Source organism: Acetobacterium wieringae (assembly GCF_001766835.1).
GTDB lineage: Bacteria > Bacillota > Clostridia > Eubacteriales > Eubacteriaceae > Acetobacterium > Acetobacterium wieringae.
In genome coordinates, this window is record NZ_LKEU01000040.1 from 19,604 (window position 1) to 34,710 (window position 15,107).

14 protein-coding genes are annotated in these 15,107 nt (G+C 42.0%); 3 read left to right on the forward strand and 11 right to left on the reverse strand.

Going from position 1 to position 15,107, the window contains the following annotated elements; all coding sequences use genetic code 11:
- Positions 1–42 precede the first annotated feature (42 nt).
- From ACWI_RS18620 to ACWI_RS15390, 4 genes are all read right to left on the reverse strand, one after another.
- The gene (locus ACWI_RS18620; RefSeq protein WP_175440960.1) at positions 43–450 is read right to left on the reverse strand and encodes a zinc ribbon domain-containing protein; all 408 of its coding nucleotides are present in this window, start codon (positions 448–450) and stop codon (positions 43–45) included.
- A gap of 12 nt (positions 451–462) precedes the next feature.
- The gene (locus ACWI_RS15380) at positions 463–1,500 is read right to left on the reverse strand and encodes a DUF4349 domain-containing protein (protein ID WP_070372332.1); all 1,038 of its coding nucleotides are present in this window, start codon (positions 1,498–1,500) and stop codon (positions 463–465) included.
- Positions 1,501–1,585: 85 nt separating this feature from the next.
- Positions 1,586–2,287 carry a hypothetical protein gene (locus ACWI_RS15385; protein WP_070372333.1) on the reverse strand — a complete coding sequence of 234 codons (702 nt, stop codon included), beginning with the start codon at positions 2,285–2,287 and terminating at the stop codon, positions 1,586–1,588.
- On the reverse strand, positions 2,284–2,817 hold the full coding sequence (locus tag ACWI_RS15390) for a flavodoxin family protein (RefSeq protein WP_070372334.1): 534 nt from the start codon (positions 2,815–2,817) through the stop codon (positions 2,284–2,286). Before ACWI_RS15390 ends, ACWI_RS15385 begins: the two co-directional genes overlap by 4 nt.
- A 265-nt stretch (positions 2,818–3,082) precedes the next feature.
- Here ACWI_RS15390 and ACWI_RS15395 point away from each other — a divergent pair, with 265 nt between their 5' ends.
- The 3 genes from ACWI_RS15395 to ACWI_RS15405 all read left to right on the forward strand — a co-directional run bounded on the left by ACWI_RS15395 (position 3,083) and on the right by ACWI_RS15405 (position 6,604).
- Positions 3,083–3,733 (forward strand): TetR/AcrR family transcriptional regulator, encoded by a 651-nt coding sequence (locus ACWI_RS15395; protein WP_070372335.1) that lies wholly within the window; start codon positions 3,083–3,085, stop codon positions 3,731–3,733.
- Positions 3,734–3,980: 247 nt separating this feature from the next.
- Positions 3,981–4,250, forward strand: coding sequence for a zinc ribbon domain-containing protein (locus ACWI_RS15400; RefSeq protein ID WP_242871631.1), 270 nt, complete (start codon positions 3,981–3,983; stop codon positions 4,248–4,250).
- Positions 4,251–4,450: 200 nt separating this feature from the next.
- Entirely contained in the window at positions 4,451–6,604 is a 2,154-nt protein-coding gene (locus ACWI_RS15405) for an HD domain-containing phosphohydrolase (protein ID WP_084633747.1), read from the forward strand.
- A gap of 38 nt (positions 6,605–6,642) precedes the next feature.
- On the opposite strand, the gene ACWI_RS15410 is transcribed toward ACWI_RS15405, so the two are convergent.
- From ACWI_RS15410 to ACWI_RS15440, 7 genes are all read right to left on the reverse strand, one after another.
- Positions 6,643–7,164, reverse strand: a complete 522-nt coding sequence (locus ACWI_RS15410) for a PadR family transcriptional regulator (RefSeq protein ID WP_070372336.1) — start codon at positions 7,162–7,164, stop codon at positions 6,643–6,645.
- Positions 7,165–7,330: 166 nt separating this feature from the next.
- Positions 7,331–8,167: an HD-GYP domain-containing protein gene (locus ACWI_RS15415; protein ID WP_070372337.1), complete on the reverse strand. Its 837-nt coding sequence runs from the start codon at positions 8,165–8,167 to the stop codon at positions 7,331–7,333.
- Positions 8,168–8,185: 18 nt separating this feature from the next.
- On the reverse strand, positions 8,186–8,590 hold the full coding sequence (locus ACWI_RS15420; RefSeq protein WP_070372338.1) for a response regulator: 405 nt from the start codon (positions 8,588–8,590) through the stop codon (positions 8,186–8,188).
- Positions 8,591–8,647: 57 nt separating this feature from the next.
- A complete protein-coding gene (locus ACWI_RS15425; protein ID WP_070372339.1) occupies positions 8,648–11,704 on the reverse strand; it encodes a PAS domain-containing hybrid sensor histidine kinase/response regulator in 3,057 nt (1,018 codons plus the stop codon).
- A gap of 56 nt (positions 11,705–11,760) precedes the next feature.
- Complete coding sequence (locus ACWI_RS15430) at positions 11,761–12,231, reverse strand: chemotaxis protein CheD (protein WP_070372340.1); 471 nt, start codon at positions 12,229–12,231, stop codon at positions 11,761–11,763.
- A 9-nt stretch (positions 12,232–12,240) separates the two neighbouring features.
- On the reverse strand, positions 12,241–13,281 hold the full coding sequence (locus tag ACWI_RS15435) for a protein-glutamate methylesterase/protein-glutamine glutaminase (RefSeq protein ID WP_070372341.1): 1,041 nt from the start codon (positions 13,279–13,281) through the stop codon (positions 12,241–12,243).
- Positions 13,282–13,446: 165 nt separating this feature from the next.
- Positions 13,447–15,069 carry a methyl-accepting chemotaxis protein gene (locus ACWI_RS15440; RefSeq protein ID WP_242871632.1) on the reverse strand — a complete coding sequence of 541 codons (1,623 nt, stop codon included), beginning with the start codon at positions 15,067–15,069 and terminating at the stop codon, positions 13,447–13,449.
- Positions 15,070–15,107: the final 38 nt, after the last annotated feature.

The window sequence follows — 15,107 nt, forward strand, 5'->3', positions numbered from 1 at the left end:
CTAAAAAGATGCCAGTTTCCTGGTATCTTTTTTTATTCTAATCTAATAATAATACATGGTACTCACAACAAACGCCATAATCGCTCCCATTACAATGCTGATAAGAATTGCTGCACCAACTGCAATGGCCATCATCACCAGATACGCCCGGGCAAAATTCTTTTTGTTGGGGCCCGTTTCACTGCCAAACCCCCAAATAAAAAGCATCACAATCCCGGCAATGGGAATCGCCGTAATCAAAAACATGATTAAATACTGCCCCATTGTAATCAGATCTGTTGCCTCATTTTTCTGTACTGATGGTGTCGGTGCACTGGCTCTGGTCGGTTGCGGCGATTGCGTACTACTGACACTTTGGGATGAAGCCGATTTTCCTAACTGCTTTGCCCCGCAATGGGTACAAAACGCCGCATCATCAGGAATTTGTTTGCCACAGTTTTCGCAAAACATTGTCATACCTCCTTAGTTTTTGGTTTCCGTTTTATCGTCTTCAGCTTTAGCCTGAGCTGGCTGTGAAGCTTTTTTACCTTTAATTTTCTTTCTGATTCTCCAGAATATAAAGAACCCTAATCCGGCAATGGCAGCAAATGGTATCAGTCTAAATATTAATACGATTAGAAACGCCACAATGTAGAGAATCAAATTGATTGACGTCACAAACCCTTCGCCAATTTTTGTAAATATTTCTGAAAATGGCGAATTAACCGAAGTAGCGGACAACCTTTTTTCATACAACGAAATATATATCGTGGAATAGGCCATTTCGGTATCCCAGTTTTTAATGGTCGTCGTCAGACTGTCAATTTCTGTTCGAACCCGGTTTAATTCACTTTCGATAGCCAGCATATCAGTGACATTTGTTGCCTGTTTTAAATATTCCAACAACCGGCCCTCTTCAATTTTCAGGTTGTTCAGCTGCGCCTGGACATCTGCATACTGCTGCGAGATATTGGTGCTGCTGACATTGGCACTGATGGGACTGCCCCAGGTCTGGATCTGAGTCATGGCTTCGGAAAATTTCGACGATGGTACCCGGATGGTCAAAAAGCCTGAGTTATTCTGGACACCAGCCTGTTCTGAAGCGTAATTTGATCCGGAATCCTGGACGAATCCGCCAAGTTCCACAGCATAACTGCTGATTTTTTCAAAGGTATCTTGATAATTATCCGTATTCAGACTGATGTTTCCGGAATAAATAATTTTGGATGTATCAAAAGGGGTACTGGCATTAGCGGTTGCCTCCGGAAGTGGCACCGCATCAGCTGTTTCACCAGTCACCTGATCCGAAACCATGGATTCATCAGACCCGGCTTTACTATTGTCCTGATTTGCTCCACTAAAACATCCCCCGGCGACAACCATTACCAGACAGGATAAAATAACAACCATACCCCAAAACCAGTTTTTCTTTGCTTTTAATAACCTGGGGATTACTCCCCTAAAATCAGCTGATGATTCTTTTTTAGCCGCCAGCCGTTGAGTCGTTTTTTTCTGATCCATGAACCCACCTCCTAAATATTTTTAGACCAATATCCTTATTTTGTTTTTACCCTTGTTTTTATTAAAAATGCACCATAATAATTTTTTATCTTTTACAGTCAATTGTCCGATCTTTTCCGTTATGCCGCAAATCGAGTCCAGGATTTTCATAAGGACTTTTTTTCTGATCACCCTGCTTTTCCCTTCGCTCTTTTTCAATTTTGCGATTCATGATTTTTGCCATTATACAGTAAACCAATCCCGGCATTTTTAACTGGGCTTCGTGATAGAGTACCGCTGGCGAATTCTCCTGCTTTGCCACATTTTCCAGAAAGTGGCCAAACATTTTTTCAGCTTTTTTTCCATTCAAGAGTTTGCTTAAAGGCTGGCCATTAAGCATCGCCCCCATCCCAATTACAAATCCACCCTTATAACGGAGACCATTCTCCCCGGCAAACAGTTCCAGCATTTTAAGCCCCGATTCATGCGTATGAACATAAGGCATCCCACCCTGAATAACTGCATAGAGACATTGTCCATGAAGGTTATTCTGGTTTTTTTCAAGTTCTTCCAATAAGTACACCGTATCGGCTGGATAAGTATTGATGTAGCAGGGGCCGATCATAATGATTGACTCGGCCTCATTAATGGCCGCTAGTAACGGACTAAGATCCTTTAAGTTGGGATATAAATGAGTGATTTTAACCAGATAATCCCGGGATAACAAGAATTCCCTGCAATGATTGGCCAGCATCATGCTAGTCCCAACTTTTCGGGGGCTTAAATTTATTATTACTGCTTTTTTCATTTGCTTAAACCCTCCGCAACCGTTTCAAGGCAATCACTGAGATTACTGTCATCCGCCAAATACGCTCTGCCCCGGATATTCATAATCTTGATATTTTCCTCAACCAGATTTTTAAAGGCTCTTTTTTCCTCGTCGTCCCATTGCGCCTTCACACCAATGGCGACAAAGGTATGAACCCGCCCTATTTTTCCTTTGACCAGTTCGCCGTTTTTACAGTAGTAGTGACGATCACCAATGACAGCACATTTATCAAAAATTCGTTTCATTTTAAATGAATAGCTCCCCCATTTAACCGGAGTGACCATTACAAGCACATCAGTTCTCATCAATTTGGGTAAAATAATGTCGACATCATCCCGATGGATGCACTGCCCATAGGTTTTGTTGGTACAGCCACCACAACTATAACACGGATCAACGTATAAATCCGCTATGGCAATCAATTCCGTTTCAATTTTTCGCTCCCGCAACTTTTGCTCAAGCCTTTCCCCAGCTTCCTGTCTGGTGTAGTCTGATAGTATGGTAATCATATTTTCCTCTCTTCTCATTAATATCTAGCCTCTCTCTAGCTCGCTTAACATAAATAAAGCCTCTTATAAAAGGTAATATATTACATATTATTCATCTTGTCAACAGGTCCAATTGAAACCTCGCAACAAACATCAACTATTTCGACATCTTTTTCAAAAGAAAAAATCATAAAATTAATATCCATTATAATTTTTATGATTTAAATCTTAGTTGAAATATGATAGGATAGGAATAGTATCAATTATAAAAGTCAAGGAGTAAATAATGTACGAAAAAGGCATCCAGACAAGAAACCATCTTTATGAAATTTCAAAAAAATGCTTTTATGAATATGGTTATGAAAACACCAAAATTAAAGACATCGTAACGGCAGCTGATACGCCCATTGGTCTTTTTACTTATTACTTTAAAACAAAAGATAATATTGTTCACGAAATATATTCGGATTTTTATCAGCAAATTGATCAGTGTCTGGGTGCACTGTCCATTGATGGGCTGGAAAATTCAATTCTTCATCACGCTACATTGAGTTATATCTATTTTGATCTGATCCTCAACAATGAAAATAATCGTCGTTTTTACTTTGAAATTCTGAAAAAAGCATCCAACTATCGAATTGCCGGAGATTTTATCCGCAATACTTATCGCGGCTATATCCAGGAATACAATTTGGTCGTCAGCGAACGCGAATTTGATAACTTCCTATTCATCGATTTTGGCGGACGCCGGGAGTATTTTCTGAATTATTTTCAAAAACCACTTAATGATTCCATCGATGAGCTGGTCTTTTTACTAAATGGCATCCTTCCCCGATTACTGGGCATTGATCAACATGCTGTTACCACCCTTCTTTATAAAGGAATTCATATTGCCAAAACCATTGATTGCCGCCAAATTCAGTTTCTTTCCAAATAAATCGTTAGTATTTAAAAGAATGTCTCACTATCCTTAAAATCAGGGTGAAACATTCTTTTTTATTCGTTCTAAGCCGTATCTCGCAGAGGGTGAGAGCCTTTTGATGGCCGTGGCATTTGCTTGTTTTGATCCTGAAACTGCGGGTATAATAGCATCATAAGTACATCGGCCAATCGCCATGCGAGTCTCTTTTAATAACTATTATTGATTGCGTTGTTAAAAATTTAAAAAAGAACAGGAGATTAAAATGATGAATGAAAAACTGTGTCAAAGCTGCGGAAAGCCCATGGGCCAAACGAATGAACTCTATGGAACTGAAAAAAACGGCACTAAAAGCTGTGACTATTGCGATGATTGTTATAAAAACGGCGAATTTACAACGAATATTTCCAAGGAACGCATGATCGAAGTGAGTATACCCTATCTTCTCAAAGAAAAGCCCGGAATTGATGAGGCTCAGGCCCGAAAAGAAATGGAAGACTTTTTCCCGACCTTAAAAAGATGGAAGACTCACTAAGTCATTTTAAACAATTTGCCAAAGGATATGATTGAATTAATTTTTTGTTGGCAATTGCGCTTGTTTTATTAATAAATTATTGTATTCTCTATTAAAATTATGCATAATAGTGATATCAATCCGTTTTTATTTTTTGACTCGGACATCGTCTCAAATCGTCAAATTTCAAAATTCATATTTTTAAAAGGAGGTCAGGGATTATGACAAATGATTTTTATCATGGAATTATCAAAAATCTGCATGTTGGTTATGCATATCATCGAATTATTTGTGATACCCAAGGAACTCCTGTGGATTACGAGTTTATCGAAGTCAATCGAGCCTTTGAAGCAGCAACCGGACTGATCGGTGCAGAAATTATCGGCAAAACCGTGACTGCTGTTATCCCTGAAATCAGGGATTCCGGGTTTGACTGGATTCGTTTTTATGGTGAGATTGCACTTAATCATACAACGGCCGAAATCGAGCAATACTCTTCGCCACTTAACCGCTGGTACCGGGTGCAAGTCTATTCTCCCGAAACGAATTACTTTATAACGTTGTTTAATGACATCACCCGAGAAAAACGGGATTTAGCTGAACGAAACCTGCTACTGACGACGCTTCATGATATTGTTTTTGAAATCAGCACGGACTACCATTTTACCAATGTGATCGTACAAGATGAAACAACCCTTTTTGTTCCCAAAAAAAATATCATCGGTAGCCATATTACCAGCATTTTTTCCAAAGATTTAAGCGAAGAGATAATTGTGGTTTTTAAAGCCGCCCACGATACTGGCCAAAAACAGGAATTTGAATATAAATCTCCGGTACCTACTGATAAACGGTGGTTTTTAGCCGAAATTTTTTATATCAACGATAACGAGTCCCCCCGATTTGTGGTCAGCATTCATGATATCAGCCGACGCAAGCGAATGGAAAAATCGCTGTTTATCGAAAAAGAGCGTTTACAAACCACCCTGTTATCCATCGGTGATGGTGTTATTTCAACCGATTCCCGGGGCTGTGTCACGCTCCTCAATAAGGTCGCCGAAAATCTGACCGGATGGAATCAACAGGAGGCCTATGGCCTCCCTTTAGACCAAGTCCTCAAGCTGGTCAACGAATATACCCGGGAAAGCTGCGAAAATCCGGCCCGTAGAGTGCTGGAAGAAGGGCTAATCATCGAACTGAACAATCACACCTTATTGCTTTCAAAGGATGGCCGGGAAATCCCCATTGAAGACAGTGCTGCGCCAATTAAAGATCAGGACGGACAAATTACTGGTGTTGTCATTGTTTTTCGAGATTTTACCGACAAAAAAGAAAAACAGGAAAAAATTGAATACCTGAGTTTTCACGACCACCTCACTGGCTTATACAATCGTCGTTATTTTGATGAAGAACTGAAACGATTAAACACCCCCAGAAACCTGCCTTTATCCCTGCTTATTTTTGACGTTAATGGGTTAAAGCTCACAAATGATGCCTTCGGACACATGGCCGGTGACCGGTTATTAAAAAAGGTTGCTCAGACCATGCAGACAATCAGCCGAAGCGATGATATCATCGCCCGGATCGGCGGCGATGAGTTTGTAATCCTGCTCCCCCAGACCGAAATCCAGGAAGCCAAGGAGCTGGCCAAGCGGATCAATACCGCACTCAGCCATGAACACCTGGAAGCAGGACAGATCTCAATTTCCAGCGGCTGGGCTGTAAAAACCACGGCAGACGAAGAAATCACCGAAGTTTTTAAGGCGGCCGAAAATAAAATGTATCAGTACAAAATTTCCGAACGCAACAGCACTCGAAACGAAGCCATTCAGTTTATCATGAAAACCCTTTATGAAAAACTGCCCCGTGAACAGCAACACTCCGAACGCGTCAGTAATATCAGTGGTCTCATCGGCGCAGCCATGGGCATGAACAAAGAAGAAATCAATGAATTAAAAACCGCCGGAGCCTTGCACGATATCGGAAAAATTGCCATTGGCAATGAAATTCTCGATAAAACAGGTGAGCTCAGTGATTTTGAGTGGCTGGAAATCCGCCGCCACCCGGAAATCAGTTTCAGTATTTTAAGCTCTCTCAACGACTATGCTCCATTAGCTAATATCATTCTTGTTCACCACGAACGGTATGATGGTACCGGCTATCCCAAAGGCTTAAGCGCAGAACAGATACCTTTGCCAGCACGTATTATTGCCATTGCTGACGCCTTTGACGCCATGACCTATGGCCGACCTTACAAGGAACCCCTAACGACGGAAGCTGCAATTCGCGAAATAGTTGCCGGTAAATCCACCCAGTTCGATCCCGCGATAGCCGATATTTTTTTAAGCGTCTTGGCTGAAAATAATTATTGCCTATAAAAAACCGGCCATCCATAAAAGATGCCCGGTTTTTTTACTTATTCCAGTGCCGTAAATTTCAAATCATCAATGAGTTTTTCATGCCAGTTTAAAACCATCTCATAATAGCTTCGACCAAACTGAAGACTGGCATATTCAAAAGGATCCATCCCATCACTGATCGTCCGTTCAATTTCTGACAACTTTTCGATAGCATCCTGTACCGTCCCTCTAAAAAGTTCGATATTGAGGATTGCATCATTTTTTTTCAAATGCTTATAAAAAAATAATTTTGCCAGAAACTCAAGGTTAAAGGGAGAAAACGTACATGGGGTTTGCAACCATTCCAAAAACCGTTTCTGACCTCCTGGTGTAATCCGATATAATTTTTTAAACCGGTTACCTTCAACAATTTCAGTAAACGTAATCAATCCCAGCTTTTCCAGCCTTTTTAACATTGGATAGATACTGCCAAAACTGGCATCGATAAAATTTGAGGTACGTAGTACCATCATTTGTTTAATATCATACCCGGTCATATCCCGATCCAATAAAAACCCCAGAATTGCAAATTCTAACATGACGACCTTCTTTCAGCACTGTTTTTCTTTTCCAACTTTATTCACCCAATCATGATCCCGATTCAAACAACAATTTACAATTTGTTATGTCATTTGTTTCCATCATAAACTATCGCAATTAGCCTGTCAAGTTTAGGTTCTTATTGCTGATTAAGGTTATTATTCCTTATTGTGACATTTTGAAGTCGTAAACGGGGATATTGTTGAGGAAATAATACAATACCTGATTATCAAGTTGACTTCGCCCCAGATGACTGAGATAATCAATGGCTTCCCGGGCGCTTTTCGCTTTTTTATAAATCCGATTCGTAGTCATCGCATCATAAACATCAGCTACAGCAACTATTTTGGGCAATAGACCCACGTAATCATCCGTTGCACAAAGCGGATAACCTTTCGCATCAATCCGTTCATGATGAAAAAGAACTGCCCGTTTAACCTCGAGATTAAACGCACTAAACTCATTGAGAAGTGAATATCCGTAAAGGGGGTGAAGCTGAATAATTTCATATTCCTCTCGGGTTAAAACTCCAGATTTATTTAAAATTTCCTCCGGAATATAGATCTTCCCAATATCGTGTAGGAAACCCGCCTGGGTTGCATTGATGATATCCTGCTCATCCAGATCCATCCACATGGCGATAAACATGGAGTAAAAAGCTGTATTAACACTATGGGTAAAGGTATATTCATCCATTTTTTTGATCTGATCCAGGGCTTTCAGAATAATCGGGTTACCTTCGATACTTTCGTACATATGCGCCAGAAATTGAGTGACGTGAGTGTAGGTGTATTCTTCTTGAAACAAGACATTACTCAGGTTATTTTTTAATTCCACCAGCATATCCCGGTTGAGTTGCTCCGTCATGTTTTCGTCAAGATCACACAGATAATGAGACAATGAATTACCAATTTTTTCCCGCTTATGATTGCGATGTGTGCTTTGAACAGCGGGCTGTTCAAACCGTGTATAATTATTAATGTGATCTTCTAAAATTCCCATTTTTCACCCCATCTTGGCTTATTGATCGACTTTGATCACACCCAGCTTATTCATCACTTCAACCAACTTATCCGTATCAACCGGTTTAGCTGCATATGCTTCACAGCCCAGATCAAAGGCGGTGTTGACAAACTCCGTATCAGCCAGAGCCGTAATAATAATGATCTTCACCCTGTTTTCTGCCGGGATTCCCCGCTGCACCTCAAAATCCCGAATGGCTTTTAGCACTTTCACCCCGTCGACCTTCGGCATCATTATATCCAGACAAATCAGATCATAAGGATCTTCTTCTTTTATGGCAATGAGGTAGGCATCAAGGGCTTCCATTCCATCCACCACAATATCACATTCTCCATATTGGGCTAAAAATTTACCTAAAAAGCGTCGGCTTACCATGTCATCTTCCACAATTAATATCTTCATCTTCATTCCTACCTTTCACTTGCTGTGCTTTTTTTCTGGCCAATATCGTTTTAATAATTATACTGTTTTTTTATATACTGAGTAAATATGATTAATCTGATTAACCCGTTTAGCGGCAGCTTCAAAATTTCCCCGCCGGATATCCAATTCAATTTTAAAAGCAACCACTTTTAAATCTTCAATATCCAAAGAAATTGAAAGTTTCTTGATCTGGTTTGCCAATTTTTCTAAATCTTCCAGTTTTCCAGCTGCCACCAGATTGTTTATTTCGCTGATTAATTCAGTCAACCGCCCTTCTTTTTCCGCATCATGCACCCTTTCATTTGCACCATCCGTTGGATTTTTTTCCTCGATAATAATTTCCCCGTTCGCATCGATATGCATTTTAAAATCTCCAGAATGGCGAATGACCTCTTTGCGATTGATACAGGTCTCTATCTCTTCGATCAGTTTTTCCACTTTTATCGGTTTAGAAATATAACCATCCATCCCCTGAGACAAGAATTTTTCCCGATCACCATGGAGTGCATAGGCTGTAATTGCCAAAACCGGTATCTCCTGATTGAATTCCCGAATCCTTCTGGTCGCTTCGATCCCATCCATTTCCGGCATTTGAATATCCATCAAAATAATATCGTAACTATTTTTATGAACCATTTCTACCGCTTCATAGCCATTTTCTGCAACATCCACCCCATAACCACACTCATTGAGCATTCGGGAAATAACCAGTTGATTGACCTTGTCATCTTCAGTTAAGAGAATTTTATATTGCTCACTGATTTTAAAATAATCCGGTTGTTTCTCCTGCATACTATTTTCTGCCAAACCCGGTTCAAAATTGAGTTGAAAATAGAAACGGCTACCCTGGCCCTCGGTACTTTCCACCCATATTTTTCCGCCCATCAATTCCACTAATTGTCTGGTAATGGCAAGACCTAACCCGGTGCCGCCAAAGCGGCGAGTGAATGAGCCGTCCACCTGACTAAAGCTTTCAAAAATTTGCTGCCGATTTTCTTCAGCAATCCCGATGCCCGTATCTTCGACCACAAAAAGCAGTTGAATTGGCTGTTTCCCGACCGACAGGTTTTTTACCTTAACCCACACCTCACCGATATCGGTAAATTTGATGGCGTTACTGATCAGGTTGTTAAGAACCTGCTGAATCCGATGGAAATCCGCCATAACATACTGGGGCACAACAGCAGAAAAAGCGTAGTTCAGCTCAAGTCCCTTGGCTGCTGCTACCGGAGCCTGGGCTTTAATGGTATGTTCCACCAGCGCTTTGATATCACAATTTTGCTTCTTGATTTCCAGTTTTCCCGCTTCCATTTTTGAAAAATCGAGAATATCATTAATTACATTAAGCAGGGCGTTGACACAGGTTTTGATAATTTTGATGTTTTCCTGCTGTTCCTGATTGAGGTTTGACAAACGCATCAGATTAACCATGCCGACAATCCCGTTTAGCGGAGTTCTGATTTCATGACTCATATTAGCCAAGAATTCACTTTTGGCCTGATTCGCTGTTTCTGCTTCTTCTTTGGCCAATTTTAAGGCTTCCTCCACCGCTAATCGTTCGGTAATATCCCGGACAATATTAATTGCCATTTTTTTTTCATTTAAATAACAGTGACTGCAGATCACCTCAACCGGCAGGATCGACCCATCTTTGCGTCTGGCCTTTGTCTGCAGGGTAATATAATCTTTTTCATTCAACTCATTCAAGTTCCGCTCAGTATCACCTGGTGCTTGAATGATTTTGAAAATCGGATCATCCAACTCGAAAAATTCCTCATATGTGTACTGAAACATATCACCAGCAGTCTGGTTAACCTCTATCAACCGACCGTTAGCACCATCCTCGTTTATTTCCTGAACAAAGATAGCATCTGAGGAATTGTGAAAAACCTGACGGAACTTTTCTTCGCTATCAATCAGGGCATTTTCTGAATTTTTTCGCTCCGAAATATCCCGGATAATGCAAATAATCACCCGTTTTTCATTAATTTTGGTGGTTTTAGCGCTGACCTCCACCGGAAAATGCCTACCGTCCTGACGCTTATGGATGGTTTCGAAGAAAACGCCGTCTTTTTCGCCATTTTTCATCTCTTCAATGGCTACCGACCGACCCCCTTCAATTAAATCAAAAACCGAAAGTTCAAGCAATTCCCGCCGTTTATATCCGTAAAGCTCCACTGCTGCGTTATTGGCATCAATTATTTTACCGTTGGTTTCCACAAAAAGAATAGTGTCCCGAACCTTTTCCGCCAGCATTTTATAGCGGATCAGTCCTTCCTCCAGGTTTTTACGATCGGTAATATCAATACCAATGCCGATATAGCCGCCATAGCTGCCATCGACCTCAAAGGAGGGGCTATAAATCCCTTCAATCCAGCGGTAATTGCCCGTAGCATGACGAATCCGATACTGAATGCTAAAGGATTTTTGGCTACGAAAGGCTTTCTTTTTCAATTCCATATAGAATTTACGATCCTCGGGATGAATCAGATCCAACCACTTGATTCCCAAGTAGGCTTCATTGTCCTTACCAGTAAACAATGACCAACTGCGGTTAAAGTAAACTACATTGCCCTCCAGATCAGTCTTCCAGATTAGCGTCGGGAAGTTTTCAAACATCCGGTAATAATAATCCCGGGACTGTTCCAGGAACAGCTCCCGATTTTTACGCTCGGTAATATCGACAAAAGTTACCACTGCATGTCGCTTTTGACCACGGATCAGCGGAGCGATACTGACCCGAAACCAATAATCATTTTCTTCGTCATCCACAAAAATGCTTTTTTTAAATTCTATTTTAATTGGAATATCTTCAGATTCCAGCACCTTTGAAAAAGCATTTCTCAATTCGCAGAACTCACAGGACGGATCAAAACTACAGCCCAGTTTATTTAAACGACTGCTCCGGCATTGAACTGCATCACCAAACTGTTTGCCAATAAAATCTTCGCTGTTCCGATTGAAGTAGTTTAGCAATGGCTCATTGACTCGACTGACCCGACCATTTTCATCGATGACCACCACCCCCACCGATATGGCATTAAACTCCTGAATAAAATCACTTTCAGTATTTAAGCGCTTCTCCTTTGACATGTAGCTCTCCCTTTGTATGTATTCCGTTCATGGTCACCACCGTATCGATCTGATTCTTAAATAATCATATTCTGGTGCCAGATATTGATGTCGCCGCTGGCCACCTCCAGCTCGATGGTACGGCTGACCCGAGCTCCGGTTTCAGCATATTGAATCCCCAGATTCATTTCTTTTAGAATCGCTTTGGTTATTTCCAGATTATGCTGCCCCACGTTGAAGGTATCATTCTGGCGCAGGGATTCTGCTCCACCAAAAATGCGGATCACCAATTCTTTTTTCAGACACCCATATTGACTGGAAAACTGCGAAATAAAATATGGCAATCCGGTGCTGGCATAATAACAATGGCGTTCAATAGCATCCTCCATCCGGGCTGGTTGGGGCAGCGCAATGTGGATAATTCCCCCGACTTTGCGAATCGGTGAATACGCAGTAATCCCCAGACATGAACCCAAAGCAAAGGTTTTAATTGTGTCACTACAGTTATTTGAAATGGCCATTTCGCCGATTCCGATTATTTTTGTCATCACTTCACCTTATTCCTTTAACGCTGTGAGAATGCAGTGGTGGATATTTTCCAGGGCTGACTGAACCGCTACAGCACCGATATTATAGGCTACCTTATTCATCCCATAAACCACCGAAGATGCTTCATCCTGACCGATGGTGAAGCCACCACGGCAGCGGATATCCAGCAATCCCTTTGCCCCGTCATTCCCCATTCCAGTCAACAGCACCCCAATTGCCCGATTGCCTGCTTCCTGCGCCACTGAATCAAAAAGCACATCCACCGAGGGACAATGTCCATTGACTTTCTCCCCGACAAAAACTTCAACCCGGTATTTTTTACCAATCCGTTTAATCCGCATGTGCTGATCACCGGGGGCAACATAGACCCTTCCGGGCTGCAGATAATCGCCGGTTTGGGCTTCTTTGCAACACAGTGGCGTCTGACTATCCAGTCGTTCGGCAAACATTTTTGAAAACACCGGAGGAATGTGCTGAACAATCAAAATTCCCGGGCAATCCGCCGGTAACTTTTTAAGAATTTCAAAAATCGCTTCAGTACCACCGGTAGACGCACCAATAGCAATGAGCCGCTCATATGACTGGCTCTGGTCTAATGCTGCCAGAGTCTCAGTGGTCAGATCAGAGACAGAATTTCTTTTCGAATCAATGTTTCTGGTTCCAGCAGCCAACCGGATCTTTAAAATCAGTTCGATTATAAAGTTCTCAACAGTTTTCATTGATCTGGGAGTGGGTTTTTCCACACAATCCCAGGCACCGACTTTTCTGGCTTCAATACCAACCTGAACATCGCTGATCATCACTACCGGCAAGGGATATTGGGGCAATAGGCGCTTAATAAATTCAATGCCACTCATTCTTGGCATTTCCACATCACAAACCAAAACGTCCAGATCATATTTAAGAATTTTATCCCGAGCCTCAAAGGCATCACCAGCAGTGGCAATGACTTGAATCTGAGGATCAGCAGACAGATTTCTGACCACCATTTCCCGGAAGGACTTGCTGTCATCAACGACGAGAACTCTGATCTTTTTTTTCTGCTGCATTATTCTCATCCTTTCTGTTTCGTGAAATAAAAGACACACCCACCAACATTCTCGCTGATGGGCACACATTTCTCGTCAAATTGATCATTTTTATTTGGGGACTATCCTTTAAAGACAACTCACCCGAAGATATTGTTTATGTATACCCATTTTCAGGCTGTTAATTTAATACTTGCCAAATTCATTATCTGATAAGGCGATCCGGGTCGGTTTTGACACCGGGTTATTGACCGTTTTTCTGCGGGTACTGTGATTTTCTGACAGTGATTCCTCAGCACCCCGGTAATCAAAACGACGGGATTTTTTTAAAGTAAACCGGGCGGCCTGTTCTCTTAGCAGTTCGGCCTGGCTGGATAATTCTTCGCTGGCCGCTGCACTTTCTTCAGAGGTGGCCGAATTCATTTGAACGACTTCCGATACCTGCATAATACCCTGATTGATTTGCGAAATACCGATGGCCTGTTCGTTGGAGGCTACGGCAATGTTCTCGACAATTCCGGAAACTTTGGCCACATCATCAACAATCTGATTCAGAGCAGCAGCAGTGGTTGTCGCAATTTTAGTACCATCGTCCACTTTTTTTATCGAGCCTTCAATCATTCGCGTCGTTTCTTTGGCTGCATCAGCTGATCGGGCCGCCAGATTTCTGACTTCTTCGGCAACTACTGCAAAACCTTTACCATGCTGGCGAGCCCGGGCAGCTTCCACCGCAGCGTTTAGGGCCAGAATATTTGTCTGAAAGGCAATCTCATCAATAACCTTAATAATTTTAGAAATATTGGTTGAGGATTCATTAATTTCTTCCATGGATTTAAGCATCCGTTTCATTTCATTATTACCCTCCACCGCATTGGTTCGCGTCAATTCCGCCAGTGCATTGGCTTCGCCAGCACTGTCAGCATTTAGCCGGGTCTGCGCTGAGATTTCTTCAATAGAGGCGGTGAGCTCTTCGATGGAGCTGGCCTGTTCGGTGGCTCCCTGGGACAGACCCATGCTGGAATCGGCAATCTGTTTGGAGCCAGCTGCTACCTGTTCGGCAGCAGAATCAATATTCGTCATGATTTCATTAATGTGATCGGTCATTTTCACAAAGGCCAATCCTAACTCTCCAACCTCATCCCGGCTATCGATTTTAACATCCACATCCAAATTGCCGTTTGCTATTTCTTCAGCAGCATCAACCATTCGGCGTAAGGGGGTGCTGATCATATTGGCCACCAGCAACCCGAGTCCCACCGCCAAGCCAATACCAACGACGATAAAAATGATCATCATTATACTTTGGGTTCTGAATTGGGCGGTGTTCTGGGCCAGCACTGCTTCAGCCTGGGTGGTATTATAATTAATCAGGGCTTCCAGATCCTCGTCCACCGTTTGTCTGGCCTTGCTGACTGCATCAAGGCCAGACAGCGCTTCATCATATTTCTGCGCTTTGACCAGCTCCAGATTGGCATTGCGCAATTCCCGATAGTCGGCCAGGCTATTCGTCAGGGTCGTGAAGAGGGATCTGTTTTCTTCATCCGAAATAGTGGCTTCATACTCTTTCAGTAACGCATTATCGCTTTCCACCGCTGCGTCAATGGTATCCAAGCGAGTCTGAAGAGTGGCTGGATTACGTTCATATACTGCCAGCAGCTGATTGGCCCGGATATCTTCCATGGCCGCATGAATGCTGGCCAGCTTCTGGGATGGCACCAGGTTATTATAATACATGTTTTCGGACTGAGCATTAATTTTGTTCATGGTATAGATGCCAAATACGCCGACAATCCCAGTAACTGCTGCCAACAGGTTAAACAGGTAACCAGCTTTTGTTTTATTTTCAA